Origin of the sequence: Hoylesella buccalis ATCC 35310, from assembly GCF_000177075.1 — a bacterium.
Classification (GTDB): domain Bacteria; phylum Bacteroidota; class Bacteroidia; order Bacteroidales; family Bacteroidaceae; genus Prevotella; species Prevotella buccalis.
Genome location: NZ_ADEG01000008.1, coordinates 1 through 21,087, shown reverse-complemented (window position 1 = coordinate 21,087; position 21,087 = coordinate 1). Strand labels below are relative to the sequence as shown.

Below are 21,087 nucleotides of genomic sequence, written 5' to 3'. Positions count from 1 at the left end.
TATGCCACAAGGGCGCAAACCCTTGTGGCTATAGGTGTGAGAGGTAGGGTATCAGCCCCTTCCCGACTGTGAATTTAGTTCACATAGATTGCTCACCAAGCTGTTGTCGGTCAGCATGTCTTCTATGTTCAAGTGCATCCGATAACGCCAATAGTGCTTCGGATTGGCAGGAATGTTGATGCGTTCGGCGTTGGCATCGTCCAATCGGAGCCGTTCGTCCATGGACAACCAGTCTTGTATGGACAGGATGCAGAGCATGGAGGGCGATGCCAAGTGTTGCCAAATGATGTCGCGAGCCAACCAACCCGGCAGTGGATGGGGGGCAGGTCCTTCCTTTCCAAGCATGGTGTTGTAATAATGTTGTGTGCGTGGGTAGTCCTCGTCCCACCATTGGCGCAGTGTTGGCATGTCGTGCGAGGATATGGTAGCCACACTTCTGTAGGGGTTATTGGGCAAATAACCAAAAGTTACCTTTGGGTCTTTGGGCATAGACTGCACCTCGAGACTGAGGATGCGCAGCTCGTTCATCACCCATGCCACGCAATCGGGTACCATTCCCAAGTCTTCGGCACACACCAACATGCGGGTAGCCTGTACCAATTTAGGCAATTTTTTCATCGCCTCGTGATACCAGAACTGGTTGTTGCGGCGATAGTAGTACTCATTGTACAAACGGTTGAACGCCTGTTTGTCCACATCCCACAGACTTTCGTAAATGAAGTTGAATTGTGCCGTGATGCGTGGGTGGAACAGGTGAGGATTTTTCTTGTCACGAACAAACAACACATCGTTGGCAAGCGCATACAATCCGTCGCGTATCCATGTGCTCTTCTCATCCATTTCTTGCCCCTCGAAGGCTGCTTCAATCTTACGCTCGGTATTGAAATGCTCATTCAATTCAAACACGTCGTCGTGAATATGGTTGAGATATTTGGCGATGACTTCTTCACGATGTTCGCCAAACACCCTGTCGATGACCCAGTTGCGGACGTAGGGCTTCGTAAATAAATCTTCTTGGAAGTTGAGTCCGTAGGATGCTATCTCCTCACGCGATAGGGCCAACGATGGCGAAAACTGACCGCACAAGCCGTTGACACAGCTAATAGGTATTTCCCAAATGCGGAAGAATCCCAATACGTGGTCGATGCGGTAGGCGTCGAAGAACTCTGCCATGTTCTTGAAACGGCGTTCCCACCATGCGCATCCGTCTTTCAACATCTCATCCCAGTTGTAGGTGGGGAACCCCCAATTCTGTCCGTTTACGGAGAAATCATCGGGTGGCGCACCTGCCTGTCCGTCCATGTTGAAGTATTTGGGTTCTACCCAAACATCACAACCGTGACGACTGACCCCAATCGGCACGTCGCCTTTGAGTACGATGCGCTTGCTTTGCGCATAAGCGTGCGCCTCCTTCATCTGGGTGTATAGCACAAACTGCACGAAGTAGTAGAACGCTACTTGTTGATATGCCTTGTTGCTTGGGGTGCTTAACGCCTTGCGGTCTGCCTCGTTCCATGTGTGGTGGTCGGGCCATTGTGTAGCGTCTGCCGTGCCGTATTGGTCGCGCAGGTAGCAGAACTGTGCATAAGGTACCAGCCAGCGGGCGCTCTTTTCGAAGAACGCCTTGTACGCCTTGGTGCCCATGGTGCGTTTGCCCTCTTGCTTGAAGAGTAGCTGTAAGAAATCCATCTTGCTTCTCATCACGCGCACATAGTCTATCTGTGGCAGGCAGTTCAGCTCTTCTTGCAATGTGTCAAATTGCGCTTGCTGCGCCTTGTCGTTGAGTTTGGGCAATTGGCGCAAGTCGCAATAGAGCGGATGCAACGCAAACACGCTGATGCAGCTGTAAGGGTAAGAGTCGGTGTAGGTATAGGTGGCTGTGGTATCGTTGATGGGCAACAGCTGAAGGACGTGCTGTCCGGTGGCTTCCACAAAGTCAATCATTGCCTTGAGGTCGCCGAAGTCGCCCACGCCAAAGCTGCCTTTGCTATGTAGTGAGAATACAGGAACCAATGTTCCAGCCACCTTTGTGTTGGGCATGGGCATGAAAGCCTGATCCAAGTGGTACACCACTACGTCGCCACGGTTGAGCTTGGGTACGTCAATGGTTCGGTTGAAGCACGGTTCCCACATGGGGTCGTTCGTGGGAAGGCTGTACGACAGGGCAGCAAACTTCAGTTCTATGTGCTGCTCGCTCAGTGTTTCAGCGTCCACGTCCACCACCCATTCGTTATGCTGGTGCTGGGTCATGGGCAGTGCTTTGCTGATGTTCCACTCGCCAAATGCCTCGGTGTCGCCCGACAGCACTAAATATTGGTCGGGCTTGAGTTGTGGAGAACGTACGATAATGCGCACCGTCTTGTCGTAAGTCGTAGGCTGCAGAGCTTGCAATGTGCTGCGGTGAAGGCAGTCGGTGAAAGCCGAAGAGTACAGGTACGAGTCTTCTGGTATCTGCATCCAGTGGTCGTACACGTGGTATTGCTTCGCTTTGGCTGCCGTGAGGTCAAGGCGGTGGGTTAGAGTGGTCCATTCCTTGCGCGTTACCTTTCCGTCGCATTCTACCGAGTAGTAGTAGCAAAGGGAAGCATGGTCTGCGGTTGCAGGCAGCTTGAGGTCGCACTGCCAGTGCAGTCCATCGGTGGTGTACATTCTATAAGGGGTATAAAGCCCATCTGCAGGCTGACCATCATTCACTACATTCAAGATGAGATCTTCCCCAAAAACCGTTTTGTATTCAATGTTAAATAATAGATTCATAAACTAAGGTGTAGTAGTTGAGTAACTTTAGGTTTGGTACTTAATATATGCAAATGTATAAATAATAAGTAAGGTGAAGTTGGTTTAGAAGTCTAATTATTGGAAAAACATTGTGCAATCGTTTGCACAAATACTGTTTTCTGCTTCCAAATGTAGGTGTTTTGAAGGAGGGTTTTGTTAGATTATTTGGTCATTTCAAAATTCTCATTTTAGCTTCTCGAGAAGGTGATTTTAACCCTTTAAAGGTCGGTTTTTACACCTTGGCGAGCCAAAAGCATAGAGTTTGGTTGCACAGAGCAATGTTTTTGACGAGAAAAGTGATAGTGATGACCGTGCAAACCCAATGCTTTTGCCAGTCAATAGCATGGAGTTTGTTGCCGACAGAAAATGCTCGTCATATACAATATCTTGATAATGAGCGATATACAAAATTCGCGTATTTGCCGCCAACCTACTGGTTGCTTGCAAATACGCGAGTATTGAGGGTGCATGTCAATATTTTTGACACTTTTACACCTCCGTATTGTGGCGTTTGACACCCGTGTTTAAGGAGAAAAATAACATTCCTTGGAGAGGATGCAAACTTGCTGCAACAATTTGTTCTCGAAGGCGGTTGCGCCCACTGTGGTCGAGCGTTAACTGCCAACAGCTAATTCTGCAATAATCACTTCCTAACCAATGTCAGGCCTTGACATCCTTGATGAGCGATACGGCGGCGGCACCCAGTAACAGTGAGATGCCCGCAACGAACATCATGTGGCTCTGTACCGAGCCTACAAGACTGAGGAGTGTGCCTCCTATTAACGCAGCCACGATTTGCGGAATGCAGATGGTGCCATTGAACAAGCCGAGGTAAGCACCCATGTGGCCATAACCTTGCAAGGCATTGGTGACAAAGGTGAATGGCATGGCCAGGATGGCGGCCCACGCACAGCCTATGAGGAGGAACGGAATGAACAGTAAATATTGGTCGTGCACCACGGTACAGGCTGCAAAACCTATGGCACCCAATGCCAGACTGAGGGCGTATGCGGTCTTCCTACTACCGAGTTTGGGGAGCAGCGGTGCCCATAGCACAGAGCCGATGGCCTGCACGGCGAACAATACGCCCACCCAGTTGCCGGCCTCTTGTGCTCCCTCGCTGGCCATGTCGGTGGTGCCCCAAACGTTGGCGGCTACGGTGCCGTGCGTATAGGTCCACATGTACATGAAGGCTATCCAACTGAAGAACTGCACGATGCCTACCTTCCAGAAAGTGGAGGGTGCATGCTTGAGTAGACTAATCCAGTTTTCTTTCTTCTCCGTATCAGACTTCAGACTGCCGTTGTACTGCTCGTACTCCTGCGGTGGCCACTCCCGTACCTTGGAAATGGTGTAGTTGACGCAGAGAATGAGGATGCCCGCACCCACGATAAAGCTGTAGATCACCGAGTCGGGGATGACACCCTTGGGTGCCGTGTTGGCGATGCCCAACAGTGCGAAGAAGAATGGAAACAGGTAACCCACTAACGAACCTGCATTGCACAGCAAGCTCTGGATGGAGTAGGCCTTGGCTTTCTGTTTTTCATTCACCATATCACCCACGAGCATCTTAAAGGGTTGCATCGCCATGTTGATAGAGGTGTCGAGGAACATGAGCATGACAAGTCCGAAAATCATGGCTACCGATGCCGTCATGCCAAACGAGCCGGAGTGGGGTAGCAGGCACATGACCAGTACAGCCAGCGCCGCTCCGATGAACAAGTAGGGTATACGGCGCCCGTAGCGTGTCCATGTTCGATCTGAAAGTGTACCGATAATGGGCTGCACCACAATGCCCATCAAGGGTGGCAGAATCCAGAAATAACTCAAGTTGTGTGGGTCTGCGCCCAGTGTGGCGAAGATACGTGAGATGTTTGCACTCTGCAAAGCGTACGCAATCTGTACACCGAAAAATCCGAAACTTAAATTCCAAAGATTCCAGAAGCTCATGTCGGGCTTCTTTTTTAATTCATTCATATAGTTTTTTAGTTTACGAGTTGTTAGTTTACGAGTTTACGAGTTGATAGTTTTTTAAGTTTACAAGTAATTAGTTTACGAGTTTACGAGTTAATAGTTTACGAGTTGATAGTTTTTTAGTTGACAACTTATCAAGTAATGTGTTGTTGCGAATCGCTTTTGTTAAGCATTAACTTTTCAACTTGTTTACTCGTCAACTTGTCAACTATACACTCTTTTGCCTTGTTAACTCGTCAACTTGTCAACTCGTCAACTAAAACTATATATTACCTCGTTGTTCCCCTAATAATAAGTTTTGTTCTCACGATTCTCTTTTCAATCTTGTCGGGTGGGATGAAACCCTCCACACGGGAAATGAGGATGTTAGCTGCTTCTTCGCCTACCCGCACGCCACGCTGCTCTACGGTGGTGAGCATAGGGTCGCAGGCCTTGGCACGGTCACCATTGGTAAAGCCACAGATAGAGATATCCTCGGGTACCCGATACCCCATGCGCTTGGCAGCGTAGAGGATGCCCACGGCCGTATCATCGTTCACAGCGAAGAAAGCATCGGGGGCTTCCTCCTGACTCAGCAGCTCGGGGGTGATTAGCTCTGCGTCGGCGCGATTGTCGCAGATTCGAAAAAAACGGTCGTCAGCCTTCAGTCCGTACTTGGTAATGGCATCGCGGTATCCGTTGTAACGATTCTTGGAAATCTCCATGGTCATCAGTGTGCCGTAGTAAGCAATGCGCCGGCAGCCGGTCTGTATGAGGTGCGTGACCGCGTTGAAGGCACCCATATAGTCATCTACCACCACTCTACTACATTCCACGCCCGTGCAAATACGGTCGTAAAACACAAGTGGCATGCCGTGGTTTATCAGTTTCTGGAAATGTTCGTAGCGTATGGTGTCTTTGGCCTGTGAGACGATGACGCCGCACACCTTGTTCTCAAAATAATCCTGGCAGATGCGCACCTCGCGGTCGTACTTCTCGTTGCTCTGCGCCACCATGATGCGGTAGCCGCGGGCACTGGCTTCCTCTTCGATGCCGGAGAGGATGCTGGAGAAGTAGAAATGTGACAGTTGGGGGACGATGACGCCAATGACTCTCAGCGGTTTCACCTTGCTGTTGCGCAGCGACTCGGCGATGACGTTGGGATAGAAATTATGTTCGCGCGCGTAAGCCTGTATCTTTTCCCGTTGTTCTTTGCTGATGCTCGGGTTGTCTTTCAATGCACGCGAGACCGTTGCAATAGAAACACCCAGTTCTTTTGCAATGTCTTTCATTGTGAGCGGTGACAAAATATCCATTTAGGTTGTTATTAGTGATACAAATGTATGCAAAACCTGAGAATGCAGGAAAGCAAGTCATTGATTTCTAACCAAATCTTTCATGCAAACGTTTGCACTGTTAAAACAACGAATTTACAGACAAAATCGTATGTCAAAGGTTAAACAATACTAACTTTGCACGCAGAGAGGAGCTACTAACCAGACATACAAGAGAAACAATCAAGCCTCCTCATAGCATTTCCCTGGCCTTAATATGGAAGGCACAAACGCATGAGTCACGACAGGCCATGAACATCAGGGAACACGACCTAAGCGATACACTAAATTTATTATATTTACATTAACTAAAAACAAGAAAGATGAAGCAGGTAAATTTTACATTGCCGCTGAGAATGCTAACGCTGTTATGTGTGTTGGTATTATCAGTCAGTGCCTTCGCGCAACAAATTGCCGTGAAAGGCCATGTGAAGGATGAAACCGGCGAACCCATTATCGGCGCCACCGTTAGAGTCTCAGGACAAGATGGAGGCGTGGTTACTGATATTGATGGAAACTTCGTGCTCAAAGCCAATGCTGGTGCGATGATTACGGTGAATTACATCGGTTACGAAAAGGCCGAAGTTGCCGCAGCCGCGGATGTGGTCATCACGTTGAAAGAAGCAGGCGGGCAGTCGTTGAACGAAGTAGTTGTTATCGGTTACGGTATGGTGAAGAAAAGCGATCTTACAGGTTCCGTAACAGCCTTGAAACCCGACAGCAAAAATAAGGGTTTGGTGGTGACACCTCAGGACATGTTAGCAGGAAAGGTGGCTGGTGTCAATATCACCAGTGACGGTGGTGCACCGGGTAGCGGAGCTAACATTCGAGTACGCGGTGGTTCTTCACTGAATGCCAGTAATAATCCATTGATTGTCATTGACGGTATCGCCATGGACAATAATGGCGTACAGGGGCTTTCCAATCCGCTTTCGATGGTCAATCCGCAGGATATTGAGTCGTTCAACGTGCTGAAAGATGCTTCCGCAACCGCCATCTATGGTAGTCGTGGTTCGAATGGTGTCATCATCATCACAACCAAGAAGGGACGGAAAGGCATGCCAGTTCAGGTTAGTTACAACGGTAACGTAACGGTAAGTCAGAAGAATGGCTCGCTCGAATTGATGAATGCCGACGAATATCGCAGCTTTATTATCAATCACTATGGTAAAGATAGCGATGCCGCAAAAGCCCTTGGCACCTCCAACACTGATTGGCAGAAGGAAATCTATCGCACTGCCATCAGTCACGACCATAATGTGGCTGTACAGGGAGCCGTGAAAGGATTACCCTATCGTGTGTCGGTAGGATATACTGGACAGCAGGGTATCTTGAAGACAACGGACTTTTATCGTGCTACAGCTGCGGTAAACTTGAACCCATCATTCTTCCAAGACCATTTGACATTGAACTTGAATGCGAAAGGGATGTATGCAGAGACGCAGTATGCCAATTATGCAGCCATTAGTGATGCTTTCCGTTTTGATCCAACGCAGAGCATTTATGACAATGGAGAAGATGCAGCGCATTACGGTGGGTATTTCCAATGGAAAAGCAAAGGAGGAGTAACTGATATTGACCCCACCTACAAGACAACTTACAATAACTTGGCTCCAGGAAACCCTGTGGCAGCTCTTGACTTGCATCATGAGAATGCTTACAGCCGATCGTTTGTGGGAAGTGCTGACATTGACTATAAGGTTCATGGTTTTGAAGACCTTCGTTTGCACGCCACCCTGGGTGCGGACATCTCAAAAGGACGACAAACTAAGAATGTCGGCCCTACCGCTCTTGAGGCTTTCTATTATGGAAGCTATGGCGCTGAGGAGAAGTTGAAACGCAACTTGTCACTCAGTGCTTACGGGCAGTATTTCAAAGACTTTGACGTGAATCATCACTTTGATGTGATGGCAGGTTATGAGTGGCAGCACTTCTGGCATAATGAAAAGAATGATTATACTGGATACTATCAGAAAACGAGTACGATTAAACCTGGTGAGGAAACTGACCATACACCGTTCTTTACAGAAACAGAGAACTATTTAGTTTCTTTCTTCGGTCGTTCCAACTATACATTGATGAATAGATACTATCTCACGGCAACGGTTCGTGCCGATGGTGCGTCACGTTTCAAACAGCATTGGGCATGGTTCCCATCTTTTGCATTCGCATGGAAAATCAATGATGAGAACAAGTTCCGCAATATCAAATGGCTGTCTGACCTGAAGCTGCGTTTAGGTTGGGGTATGACAGGTCAGCAGGAAGGCATCGGTGATTATAACTATTTTGCCATCTATAAAATGAATACAGGTACACAGTCGTTCTATCCTCTGCTTGGAAACGGCAATCTGTATACACCTCAGGCTTACGATGAAAACTTGAAATGGGAAACAACGACTACTTATAACATCGGTCTTGATTGGGGACTCTTCAACCAACGTTTGACTGGTAGTGTAGATTGGTACTACCGTAAGACGACAGACTTGTTGAACTCTGCACCCGCTGCTGCTGGAACTAACTTCGACAACAGAGTGATGACCAATATTGGTTCGTTGAAAAATACTGGTGTTGAGGCTTCAGTCAGTTGGAAGGCGATACAATCAAACGATTGGTATTGGACTATAGACTATAACTTTACCTACAATAATAATACCATTACAGCGCTGACGGGTGCCAATACAAAACCGATAGAAAGTGGTAATGGATTGCATGCTGGTACGGGAAAGAAGATTCAAGCTTTCGCCGTAGGTCACCCATCCTCTGCTTTCTGGGCTTATCAACAAGCATACGATAAAGACGGAAATGCCATCGAAGGCGTGGTGGTAGACCGTAATGGTGACGGATCCATCACGGACGATGATCGCTATTTCTATAAACAAGGTGCTGCACCCGTGACTATGGGGCTGGCTTCTCGCTTGGAATACAAGAACTGGGACTTGGGCTTCTCCCTGCGTGCGAATATCGGTAATTATGTTTATAATGACGTGTTGGCCAGTCGAAGCAATATGAGTCAGCTGTGGGCACCATCATCTTTCTTGGAACAAAGACCTAAAGCTGCCGTCAAAATGAACTGGCAGTCAAGCGAGTGGATGCAAAGTGATTACTTTATCCACAATGCTTCGTTCCTGAAGATGGATAACATTACCTTGGGCTATAGCTTCGCTAATCTCCTCAAGAGTGGAAATGGACGAGGGCTGAGTGGTCGTTTGTATGGAACGGTTTCCAATGTCTTTACGGTCACCAAATATGAAGGACTAGATCCAGAGGTATTCAGCGGTATTGATTATGAGCTGTATCCACGCCCTATTTCATTCATTTTTGGTCTCAATTTGAATTTCTAATCATTCATAAAGATAGTACGTCATGAAAAGATATATCATCAAATATACAAAAAAGATTTTTCCCGTGGCAGTCTTGTTGCTGACAATGGGAATGGGATCTTGTGTGGGTGACCTGGATGTCACACCCATCGATCCGAATAAGAACACAAAGCTCGATCCAACTGCGCTGTTCAATATGTGCTATGCCAATTTTGGCTTGGAAGGCATTGAAGGTCCTGGAAAAGCCAATATCGCAGCAGATGATGGAGGAACAGCAGGGTTGGTGCGTCAGATGTTCAATGCCAACGAACTGACAACCGATGAAGCTATCTGTGCTTGGTCCGACCCTGGAGTGACAACACTCAACACCAACGAACAAGATGCCAGCAACATGATGCTCAGCATCTATTATAATCGTCTGTATTATGGCATCTCGATTTGTAACCAATACTTGGGGGTTGCGAGTGATGTGAATGCCACACAGACAGCTGAGATACGGTTCTTGCGTGCCCTGCAGTTTTACTTGGCGATGGACGCCTTTGGGAACATACCTTTGCCAACGGCCATCACACCAGAGAAACCCACACAGAAAACACAAGCTGAAGTGTATCAGTGGCTCGAGAAAGAGTTGTTGGAAATAGAACCAAATTTGTCGGATGCTAAACCAAAGACATCGAAAGACGCAGGTTATGGGCGTATTGACAAAGCGGCAGCATGGATGCTTCTGTCCAGATTGTACCTCAATGCACAGATCTATACAGGTACACCACAATGGACTAAGGCTGCTGAATACGCCAAGAAGGTCATTGACTCTCCCTATCAGTTAAGTAAGACAGCCAAAGGAGGATACAGCGCTTACCAGTTGATGTTCATGGGTGATAATGGTGAAAATGGTTCATCTGTCGAAGCAATTTTCCCCATTCTACAGCAAGGAGACAAGACTGCCGCTTACGGATGTACGACATTCATGATGGCGTCCTCTTATACGAGCGACATGCCAAGCAATGGAACCACTGGCACATGGAGTGGTAACCGTGCTAGAAAGGAACTTGTTTCAAAGTTTTTCCCAAGTGGAAATGCACCACAGGCTGAACCTGCGGTTATGATTAAGCAGGCAGGTGACGACCGAGCCATTTTCTGGGGAAAAAATCGTACCCTTGAGATTGAATCCGTAAAAGATATCGTTGATTTCAAAAAGGGCTATTCTGTCATGAAATTCACCAATGTGAAGAGTGACGGTGCAGCTGCTACGAATACAGGATTTGCTGATACCGATTTCTTCTTTTTCCGTACAGCTGAAGCTTATCTCACCTATGCAGAGGCAACAGCTCGCCTGAACAATAATGTAGCAACAGCTGAAGGAGTGGCCTTGTTGAACGAACTTCGTCAACGTTCGCATGCTTCTACCAAAGCCGGATATAGCATCAATGATATTCTGGACGAGCGGAGCAGAGAGTTTTATTTCGAGGGTCAGCGACGTGTAGACTTGATACGCTACGGCAAATTCGGAGGTAACAGCGATTATGTATGGTCATGGAAGGGCGGTGCTGCCAACGGACGCAATTTCAATGCACAGCGAAACATCTTCCCGTTGCCGTACAGCGATCTTTCTGTGAATGAGAATTTGAAACAAAACACAGGTTATTAACATTCAACGAAAACAGATATGAAAACAATTTTAAAATCAATATTGCTGTTGTGTTGCACTGCGGGTTTGTTGACGGCCTGCGATGACGACCGCGGCTCGAACCCTGTGGTACAAGAACCAGCCACATTCATGTTGAACACACCGACTTATGCCACATCTACCATCGATATGGCATCATCAGAAACGTTGCACTTTACCTGGTCACAACCTGATTATGGTTTTCCTGCTAAGGTGGACTACCAGTTACAAGTGTCGCTTGATGGTAACTTCACAACGTCCTATGTTCAAGAGCAAGCTGATAAGAGTGGGGCTACTAAGGCTAACTATAAAGAACTGACAACCGTGTACAATGTATGTAGTGCGGATGTCAATGCGACAGAACTGGCTAAGGCTTTTCAGCAAATAGCCAAATGGGCTGACGGAGCTGTTCCTGCTACACAAACCGTGTATGTGCGTGCTAAAGCTGTATTGAAGACAGTTTCTCGGATTTATTCAAACACGGTAAAAATCAACGTTAGTCCTTATTATGTCGAACTGAAGGATGCCGCGCCACAGATTTGGTATCTCATCGGTGGTTGCATTGCTGACGGAAAATGGTCTAATGGCTCAGATGCGATAGGTGTTTCCATGATTCCTATGTATACCATTGCAGGCGAAAGCTATGACAAAGTTACAGGAGGTGGTCTTATTCAGTATGTGGGCTATTTCCCCGCTGGTGGCGAGTTCAAAATTATAGAGAAGCCTGGTAGTTGGGATTACGGTATGTGCGGTGATAAAGACGGACACCTTGTTTATCGCAATGGAGGTGATGATCCTGGCAATATCAAGGTAAAAGATGCGGGTTATTATAAAATTACGGTCAACACCACTGAACATACGGCAAAAATGGAGCCGTACACAGCTGCTGTAACGACCTATCCTACCATCACTCTTCCTGGAACCTACCAGGGATGGAAACCAGAGAAGAATGCTTTGACAAAAGTCACTACTGGTGGAGAAAATCACGACTGGACCACTACTGTAAACTTTGATGCCGATGCAAACATCAGCAATGACGAAGGTGTAAAGTTCACCAATGGTTCTTGGGATGTGAATTGGGGCGCTGAAGATTTCCCCTTGGGTACAGGCACAGGTGGCGGAAAGAACATTCGCTACAAAAAGGGAACCTATAAAGTTTATTTTAACGACATTCTCGGTTCATACCAGTTTGTCGCCCAGTAAATGAATTCGTGGCAGAAAGGAGGCTCTTTTGAGCCTCCCAGCCACTTCAAAAAGATATAAAATGAAAAAGCTATTCTATACAATGGGGCTCCTCTTGCTGATGGCGAGTTGCTCCAACGATTATACAGATTGGGCCAATCCACAGTCAAATCATGAAGACCCAGCGACAGTAAGTTTGACCATTCAACCTGCCGAGGCCATTGATTTTGCCAAGTTGACGACCGACTCTGTGCAACTTTTCACACCCGTTGTCAAAGCTGCTGAGGGCAGTGTGAACACTTATACCGTTGTGCTGTACAATACAGACAAGTCTGATTCTAAAGCTTTGAAGGCCGATGCGCTGGGAAAGGTTAAATCCGCAGAATTGGAAGAAGCGGTACTTCAGCTTTTTGGACATCGTCCAGTGGCGCGAACCATTGATTTGGATGTTACGGCATACACCATTATTGAGGGGCAAAGCATCAAAAACCAAGCCAGCACTAAGGCTATTATCACACCCGAAGCACCCGTTATCGAGAATACTTACTACCTTGTAGGTGGCATCAATGGATGGGATAATAACAATAAAGATTTCCCCGTAGAAAACAGCGGAGCTGATGTCTATAAAGATCCGGTCTTTACCATTACCCTGACAGCTGCGCAAGTAGGTAATGGTGTAGAATTTAAGTTGAATCCTGTTTCGGGCATCGGTTCTTGGGATAAATGTTACACGGCATCAAAAGATGAAGCAGAAGGAAAGATTGCAGGTGGCAACGCTGGAGGGAATCTGAAAGTTGAGGCAGTTGAAAATGCCAAATATTACAAGCTGGAGTTCAACATGCTTGATCTCACATTCAAGGTAACCCCGATGAGCGATCCAGAGCTTTACCTCACAGGCAACCATTACGATTGGGGAAAAACATGGAAACAGTTAGTTCCTGTCTACGGTACTACTGATTTGTTCTGGACTATCGTTTATCTCCATGCTGGCGAACAATTCAAGTTTGCACCGCAAGCAGATTGGGGTAACGACTTCGGTATGCAGGCAACCATTCATGAAGAGGCCAATGCAGGTGTCAGTGATACTGACGGTAACATTACCATTGCCAATGCTGGATGGTATCAACTGACCGTAACAAACGGTGCTTCCAGAAGCGTCACCATCAGTAAGCCAAAAGTGTACCTCATTGGGAATACAGTTGGTTCGTGGGGCATTGAGGATGTAAATCTCTTCACGGAGCCTACCACGGAGGACGGTGTGTTTGTTTCAAAGGCTTTTGCAAAGGCAGACGAAGTACGTATGTGCGTCAGTGTTCCTGGACATGACTGGTGGCAATCTGAGTTCATTGTCACCGCAAAAGGAAAGATCGATTACCGTGGCAAGGGCGGAGACCAAACACGAGTGAATGTTAAAGCGGGTCAGAAAGCTTATCTAAATTTCTCAAAGGGAACTGGTAAATATCAATAACCATACGAGAGTTATATTTAGTGAGTAATATAATCAAGTAGGAAAGGCAAGTCTCCGTAATGGAGACGGCCTTTTCGTTTAGTCACCTGTGACTGACATTAGGTTGCAATTTCTTGCAGGAGGATTCAAGGTGTGAATCTATCGTGTTTTTTTTGAACTGCACAAAGTGATTTGTAATTAAGCTGTATATCAACAAAATCAACTAACACTATGAAACTATTTAAAACCTTTTTATTCTTATTCTTAACTATTCCTGCGCCTCTTTTCGCGCAAGGTTGGCCCAAGGATTACAAGGGCGTGATGCTGCAAGGCTTTTATTGGGACAGTTATCAAGACACACAATGGAGCCATTTAGAGGGTCAGGCAGACGAGCTGTCCAAGTACTTCTCACTCATTTGGGTGCCACAGTCGGGCAATTGCAACACGCTGAAAAACCAAATGGGCTATGCGCCTATATGGTGGTTCAGGCACGATAGCGCATTTGGTAGCGAAGCTGAACTGCGCAAGATGATCAAGACCTTCAAGGAAAAAGGCACGGGCATCATCGAAGATGTGGTTATCAATCACCGCAACGGCAACACCAACTGGTGTGATTTCCCCACGGAAACGTGGAATGGGCAAACCTTCACATGGTCGCTTGCCGATATTTGCAAAGGCGATGATCAAGGAGAAACAGAGCGAAATGGCTATGTGTTGACAGGCAACAGCGATACGGGCGACGACTTCAAGGGCGCGCGCGACATCGACCATACCTCCACAAATGCCCAAAAGAATATCAAGGCATATCTTGATTTCCTGTTGAATGATTTGGGTTACACTGGTTTCCGTTACGATATGGTCAAGGGATTCGCAGCCAAATATATTGGCATGTACAACACTTCTGCCAAACCCGTGTACTCGGTTGGTGAGTATTGGGACAACACAGCCAACATCAAGAACTGGATTAACGGCACCAAGGTAGAGGGTATTCCTACCTCTGCCGCCTTCGATTTCGACTTGAAGTATCGTATTTATGATGCCTTTAGTTCTAATGGCGACTGGTCAAAACTCAACAGCGAGTGTCTGGCCAGCGATTCATATTACAAGCAATATGCCGTAACGTTTGTCGACAATCATGATACAGGTCGCACTGATGGGCAAGGCAGCAATCCGTTGTTTGCCAACATCGAGGCTGCCAATGCCTATATCCTCGCCATGCCGGGCACCCCTTGTGTGTTCTTGCCACATTGGCTTCAATACAAAACTGCTATTAAGCGGATGATTGCTACCCGCCGTGCAGTGGGCATAAGCAACACCAGCGACATCGTGCAAGCCGATGCCAAGCACGATGGCTTCGTGCTGAAAGTAAAAGGTAGCCAAGGTGATTTGTTGTTGATATTGGGAAAAACGACAGACGCTAATACGCAAGGAATGAAGTTGGCTACGTCGGGCGACAACTATAAAATGTATGTTAGCAATGCCGTCAACATTGATGAGGTAACAAGCATCAAGGAAGAGCAAGCTACATTCCATGCTCCTTCGTTTTGTGTGGTGAACGATGGTGAGACCTGTGCTTTCTTTGAAAAGCCAAAAGATTGGAACTCCGACATCAAGTGTTGGGCATGGAACGCTGCTGGCAACTTTACGGGTGGCACATGGCCTGGCGTGGCATGCACCAAGGTAGGTGTGACTGACACTGGTAACGAGGTGTGGAAGTGGTCATGGAACGGCACCTTCACCAATGGCTCTGCCGAAGGACAAGTTCCAACTGGCATCATCTTCAATACTTCGGGTGGCAGACAAACCAGCGACTTGAAGTTTGAAAATGGAGCCTACTACAATCCCACAGGTGTAAACTTGGGTGTGGTGACCGGTATCAACAAGGTGCCATCAGCACAGACAGGCCAGCGCAAGGTGAACGTATACGCACTGGATGGACGCCTTGTTCGCTCGCAAGTGAGCGAGGACAAGAGTCTGCAAGGACTGCAAAAAGGCGTGTATGTGGTGAACCACCGCAAGCTGTTCGTTCGATAAAGCACTAACCAAAGCAATGCCCCCTGGAATGTAAGAAAACATTCCAGGGGGCATTGTTCATTGTTAGCCATCCGAAGCAGGCCGACTATCGCGTTCCATTTTTAGGTGTTGACTTTACTGCGAAAATGGCATGTCACATCAAGACGAGGCCAGCCAGACGATTACAAAGAAATGCCTCCTATTTAATTTTGCGCTCATTCACCTGAAATATCAAATGCCTTTTTTAATGATATAATCTAAGATTAAGTGGCTTTTGCGGTTTTTTTTGTTTAAATTAATAGTTATTTTTATTTTTTTCTTTAAAAAAAAGTTGTTATAATTTTTACGGTTTTATAGATTTTCATTATTTTTGCTGGAGGATTATAATCTTAGTTGCATTTTGGACTCAAGGCAAGATAATAAAGAAATGAACTATGAATTATCAATTCCCACAGCCCTTACATGGACAACGTGGCCTGGTGCAATATGGGAGCGTTCTCTTTCTTGCTGATGAAAATCACCAACGTAGTAGAACTGGACCTGAAATTCGAGCCTTTCTCCCTTGACAATCTGAAACGTATTTTCTCTTGATGAGATGAAAACGGGTGAACATTTGCAGAACATTCTGCCCTCTCTTGGTCAGCTGGTCAACTCAAAGATTAAATCTTTGCAAGCATGAAAGTTGACGATAAGTAAAACAATGATAACAACTGCTAATCTATATAACAGAAAAGAAACAAGAAAACTGTTGTTGTTTTTTTAAGACTTTATTGTTTTTTTTATTAATAAATTATTTAAAATCAGTCTTTTATGAAAAATTTTAAGCTGCATGCGCCCAAGACCTGGCTTCCGATGGTAGCCGTCTTGGCTCTTTGTGCTTGTTCGAGTGAGGATCCGTTGGTCGATGATGGGACCAACCCTGTTCCTAATGAGTCGTTCTCATTTGCCAATTACTCGCTTGGCGTGGGTATGGCGCGTAGTGGTGCACCAACCCCGAATGTTCCCCCCGCTCCAACTCCCGGCACCGAAACTTCTTCTTATGACTTCGTTAATGGTGTTCCAGGTGTGAAAATCACTCGCACCACCTATCACCAGTCAGGTACGGCTTACAACGAGTTTATGATCTTCAATCCAGCACAGACATCCATCTATCCTGGACATGTGTTTGTTGGTGGAAGTGTTACAAGTGGCGAGTACAAGCCAGTTAAAGGACAGAAGCTCAATCCTATCGTCATCTCCAACACGCTTGTGCCAAGAGATCCAGGCTCTTTGAGTTCCAGACCACTTAACGATCCAACTTGGAGCTCTTATCAGGATGTACTCAAAGATTGGCTCTCTTTTGGTGCACAGGATGCAGGTGCCATGACCGAATACGAGTATCATCAGGTGACACTCGATAGGTCTGGTTCTGTACAGCTTTCAGGCTCCATCGGTACCTCTGCAAAACTTACATGGGACTTGAGCAACTCATGGCAACGCAACAAGACACATGTGTTGTTGAAGTTCATCCAAAAAGTTTATAGCGTTTCAATGGATACACCAACAGGATGTATACTTGCCAATGCACCTGAGGTAGCAAAGAATTTTGATGGTACTATTCCAGTTTATGTCAGTGACGTGTATTATGGTCGTATCGCCTACATGTTAGTTTCAAGTAACTATACCTATGACGAGGTGACTGCCGCCATAGGCTTATTGCTTCCCAACTGGGGCAACCTTAGTTTGAACTTGCAGACACAATATAAGAAAGTACTCGATGAGTCTGCGCTCCACCTGCTTTGCATCGGTGGCAAGGCTGAACAACACGGACGCCTCGCTGACGGTGGTTGGGAAGGGTTCCGCAAGAGTCTCGCAGAGCCCATGCCTATTTCTACAGCAGAACCAATCTCTTACACGCTCCGCTATGTAGACGACAACTCTGTGGCACAGGTGCTTACTACCGATCGATTCCCGATTATTTCTTCTGTGTTTGTACCCGAGTGCAACCGTATTTCCTTCAAACTCACACCTTCCGCATTGGAGGCTGCCGCTGCCAGCAAACCCGATCTTTACGTTTGGGGTAATGCAACGATGAATTTGCCAAATGGTCAAACGACATCCTTGTTCAATGCTCCTTATTCAGACGCTTACAAGATGAATGGTCCGAACATTTACACCCAAATCGATGCACCTACCGCAACAATTACGCTGAATAGAAACGGTATGGACATGGAAGCATTCCTCAATCAGAAGGTGGAAATCACAGTTACGCTGGGTAACACAGTCGCTGCAGGAACTACCAAGGGTGATGATCTTGGTACGGTGACAATAACCAAGACGTTGAAAGACTTGATTTTCGATGCAAAAGACTATCAGTTTGGCATGCAAACACGCCGCAAGATAGCAGTGGACTACCATGGCTCCATCGTCTTTGATGTAAGCTACGCTACAGAATAATCCTTTTTCTTGGCGGAGAAATCTACTTCTTCGCCAAGGACTATTACACACTATAGACGGAAAGTACGAATCAGATAAAAATTCGCACTCTCCTCTAATTCCTATTACCTTTATTATAATCATATTCAACACATCATTAAAACCTATACGCTGATGAAACGTTTCTTCAAATTATTGTATGGATTCTTCTTCGTTGGCTTGCTCACTCTTTTTGGATGCCAGGCAGACGAACTTCAATCCATCATGACAAGCAATAACGAAAGTAATTTCGTGGAAGAAAAAGAGGCTTTGGAAATCGCAGGCTCCTTCCTTGAGCAAAACAGTGATGTGGCTCAAGTGAAGACCAGGGCAGGTGGCATACCTGAACTAAAGGTAGTTTATACCGACGGAAAACCTCACACCCGTGCTTCAAACGCACAACGCTCCACTTATTACATTATCAACTATGGCGATAATGGCTATATCGTCGTTTCTGCCTCTAAGGGTACTTATCCCATTCTGGGTTATTCCACCAATGGCAAGTTCGATCCTGACAAGATACCTGTGAACATGCGTGAGCTGCTTGACGGCTATTCTAAAGAGATACGCTTTGCCTACGAGAACGTAAAGATAGACAATCGCATCAAACAAATGCGGCAGACAGCCATCGCAGGAACTAACCAAGAGATGAATGCGCAGACATCAGTAAGTCCGTTGTTAGCTAACATTCATTGGAACCAAGCTCCTTATTACAACGCTTACTGCCCGTATAATTGTCCTGTGGGTTGTGTCGCTACGGCAACATCCCAAATCATGCGTTACTACGAATATCCTGCTCGAGGCAAGGGCTATCACTCTTACAACTCCAGCTATGGAACGCTGTCTTTCAATTACAACTACGATTTGAATTGGAAGAATATGCCGTATTCTGTGCTCCGTAGACCCAATGACGATGTGGCAAGCCTTTGCTACGGTGTGGCTGTGGGCTTGGACATGGGCTTCTCACCCTCTGGTAGCGGCACTTACCAGCAGTATGTTCCGCAGATGCTGAAGACCTACTATTCTTATCCTGATGCCGTAACCAGCTTGGAACGCTCAGACTATTCTACTACTCAGTGGGAGAGCATCGTGCGCAACGAGCTTGACAACCGCAGACCCGTGCAATATGCCGGGAGTGGTAACGGTGGTGGGCATTCCTTCGTTTGCGATGGTTACAGCTCTAACGGATACTTCCACATCAATTGGGGATGGGGCGGATTTTCTGATGGTTACTTCCTGCTCAACGCACTCGACCCGAGCGGACTGGGCATTGGTGGTGGCTCCGGCGGCTTCAACTACTGGCAAACCATCGTGGTGAACTTCGCACCTCCGGGCTATAACGACGGAAACGAACCGGACCCAACGCCAGATCCAACGCCGACAGATAACTACGCACCCTCCTATTCAGACTATTCCAACTCCACCTACATCTATTATGTAAGCATCGGCGATATGCAAAACTACAGTGGAGCCTCGTCCTACACGTTCTTCGAGAACAAGAAGGTTGAGCTTGAGGCTGGCAGCAGCAACTACGTTACGCTCATGCCGCGATTCCCTAACGGTATTTATCCCATGTACTGGTGTGTTTGGGTGGACTTCAATGGCAACAAGAAGTTTGAAGACAACGAGCGTGTGTTGGCTCAATACATGAATTCCGACAATTATTTCTACCGCATGTTCAAGGTTCCCGCCGATGCAGTGAATGGCGAGACGCGTGTGCGTGTCAGTGCCAAGTGGGGAAGTTATCCTAAACCTGACGAGCACTTTACTTATGGCGAGGTTGAAGATTATACTGCTGTTATCACGCAGCCAGCTGCGCCAGATCCTGACCCCAAGCCAAATCCTGCCCCTGATCCAGACCCCACGCCTGATCCCACGCCTGATCCCACGCCTGATCCAGACCCTGACCCAACGCCTACCCCTAAGACTTACTGCACTGTTCAAGCTGCCAACTCCTCATCAGCTTATATCAGCCAAGTCAGTCTTAGCACCATGACAAAGGTGTCTGGCGGAAGCGCATACTCAGACTTCACCTCGTATATTGCCTACGCAAGCCTTGGCCAGTCCTTTAAGTATGTGCTCACCCCGGGCTTCAAATCTTCTTCCAGAAGCAAGATGTACTGGCGTGTCTATGTCGATTTCGACAACGATGGAGTGTTCTCGCCAAACGAGAAGAAGGTTGAGCGTTACTCCTATTATGGGTTCTCGGGCTACATCTACGTACCCACTACGATTCAAAAGGGTAACTATCGCATCCGAATTGTTGCCAGCCCAGACCGTTATCAAGATCCTTGTGGAGAATTTAATAACGGGGAGGTTGAGGATTACACGCTGCAAGTGCGCTAAACCTAAAGCCCTTCATTGCTGACAGATTAGCAAAACCATCCGTAAAAGTCCGTGATAGCAATGACAGGTATCGCGGACTTTTGTCATGTATGGGGCACGAGTAGATGAGTCTTCCTTCCACACATTCGTTATGTAACAATACGAAGTGCGCAGAGATTTTTTTTGCGTATGGCTCATTTTGCAGACTGAGACCTCTGCAAAACCTTACCCCATTCTCTTTCATTCTTGTTTTTGAGCACTATTGGCTCACCTGCGGTCTATATTTTTGATTTTTAGGCTGTATATGCTCTATTTCATCTCATTTTCTCCCCTTATTTGAGAGAATTAGACACAATTATCCCTGGAGTTCGATATAAATTGTAGGCAATAGCCTCCATGATGTGTTGTGCGTGAGTCTTATCTAAACCTACATATCTGGCTATCCCACCATGAAACCATCTGTGAATAGAGCCAAAGGTACGTTCCACTTTGTACCGTATCTTGCTGATGGCTACATTAACACGCTGCTCTCTTTCCGTTAGCTTACGTCCCCTTACACCTTTGTGCATGATACGACTCTTGAGCTTCATACGTTTAAGTACATCCTTGTTTGCC

Annotated in this window: 12 protein-coding genes; 8 read left to right on the top strand and 4 right to left on the bottom strand. The window is 46.7% G+C overall.

What is annotated here, in order from left to right; translation table 11 throughout:
• Positions 1-51: 51 nt before the first annotated feature.
• The 3 genes from HMPREF0650_RS00450 to HMPREF0650_RS00440 form a co-directional block, all read right to left on the bottom strand.
• The gene (locus tag HMPREF0650_RS00450; protein ID WP_004347449.1) at positions 52-2,757 is read right to left on the bottom strand and encodes a 4-alpha-glucanotransferase; all 2,706 of its coding nucleotides are present in this window, start codon (positions 2,755-2,757) and stop codon (positions 52-54) included.
• 681 nt (positions 2,758-3,438) lie between these two features.
• Positions 3,439-4,755 (bottom strand): SLC45 family MFS transporter, encoded by a 1,317-nt coding sequence (locus HMPREF0650_RS00445; RefSeq protein WP_004347447.1) that lies wholly within the window; start codon positions 4,753-4,755, stop codon positions 3,439-3,441.
• 266 nt (positions 4,756-5,021) lie between these two features.
• Positions 5,022-6,023, bottom strand: coding sequence for a LacI family DNA-binding transcriptional regulator (locus tag HMPREF0650_RS00440; RefSeq protein ID WP_374211119.1), 1,002 nt, complete (start codon positions 6,021-6,023; stop codon positions 5,022-5,024).
• Between the two features lie 365 nt (positions 6,024-6,388).
• Here HMPREF0650_RS00440 and HMPREF0650_RS00435 point away from each other — a divergent pair, with 365 nt between their 5' ends.
• From HMPREF0650_RS00435 to HMPREF0650_RS00405, 8 genes are all read left to right on the top strand, one after another.
• Positions 6,389-9,406 carry a SusC/RagA family TonB-linked outer membrane protein gene (locus HMPREF0650_RS00435; protein ID WP_004347445.1) on the top strand — a complete coding sequence of 1,006 codons (3,018 nt, stop codon included), beginning with the start codon at positions 6,389-6,391 and terminating at the stop codon, positions 9,404-9,406.
• Between the two features lie 22 nt (positions 9,407-9,428).
• On the top strand, positions 9,429-11,033 hold the full coding sequence (locus HMPREF0650_RS00430; RefSeq protein WP_004347444.1) for a RagB/SusD family nutrient uptake outer membrane protein: 1,605 nt from the start codon (positions 9,429-9,431) through the stop codon (positions 11,031-11,033).
• Between the two features lie 18 nt (positions 11,034-11,051).
• Positions 11,052-12,254 carry a SusE domain-containing protein gene (locus tag HMPREF0650_RS00425; protein WP_004347443.1) on the top strand — a complete coding sequence of 401 codons (1,203 nt, stop codon included), beginning with the start codon at positions 11,052-11,054 and terminating at the stop codon, positions 12,252-12,254.
• 61 nt (positions 12,255-12,315) lie between these two features.
• Positions 12,316-13,701 (top strand): Outer membrane protein SusF domain-containing protein, encoded by a 1,386-nt coding sequence (locus HMPREF0650_RS00420; RefSeq protein ID WP_004347442.1) that lies wholly within the window; start codon positions 12,316-12,318, stop codon positions 13,699-13,701.
• Between the two features lie 210 nt (positions 13,702-13,911).
• Positions 13,912-15,714: an alpha-amylase family glycosyl hydrolase gene (locus tag HMPREF0650_RS00415; protein WP_004347441.1), complete on the top strand. Its 1,803-nt coding sequence runs from the start codon at positions 13,912-13,914 to the stop codon at positions 15,712-15,714.
• Positions 15,715-16,155: 441 nt separating this feature from the next.
• Positions 16,156-16,284, top strand: coding sequence for a hypothetical protein (locus HMPREF0650_RS13625; protein ID WP_281032218.1), 129 nt, complete (start codon positions 16,156-16,158; stop codon positions 16,282-16,284).
• Between the two features lie 219 nt (positions 16,285-16,503).
• On the top strand, positions 16,504-18,129 hold the full coding sequence (locus tag HMPREF0650_RS00410; RefSeq protein WP_004347440.1) for a thiol-activated cytolysin family protein: 1,626 nt from the start codon (positions 16,504-16,506) through the stop codon (positions 18,127-18,129).
• Between the two features lie 153 nt (positions 18,130-18,282).
• The gene (locus tag HMPREF0650_RS00405; RefSeq protein ID WP_004347439.1) at positions 18,283-20,493 is read left to right on the top strand and encodes a C10 family peptidase; all 2,211 of its coding nucleotides are present in this window, start codon (positions 18,283-18,285) and stop codon (positions 20,491-20,493) included.
• A gap of 311 nt (positions 20,494-20,804) precedes the next feature.
• Here HMPREF0650_RS00405 and HMPREF0650_RS00400 read toward each other — a convergent pair.
• Positions 20,805-21,087, bottom strand: a 283-nt coding sequence (locus HMPREF0650_RS00400) for a transposase (RefSeq protein ID WP_155813532.1), incomplete at its 5' end; no start/stop codon positions are given.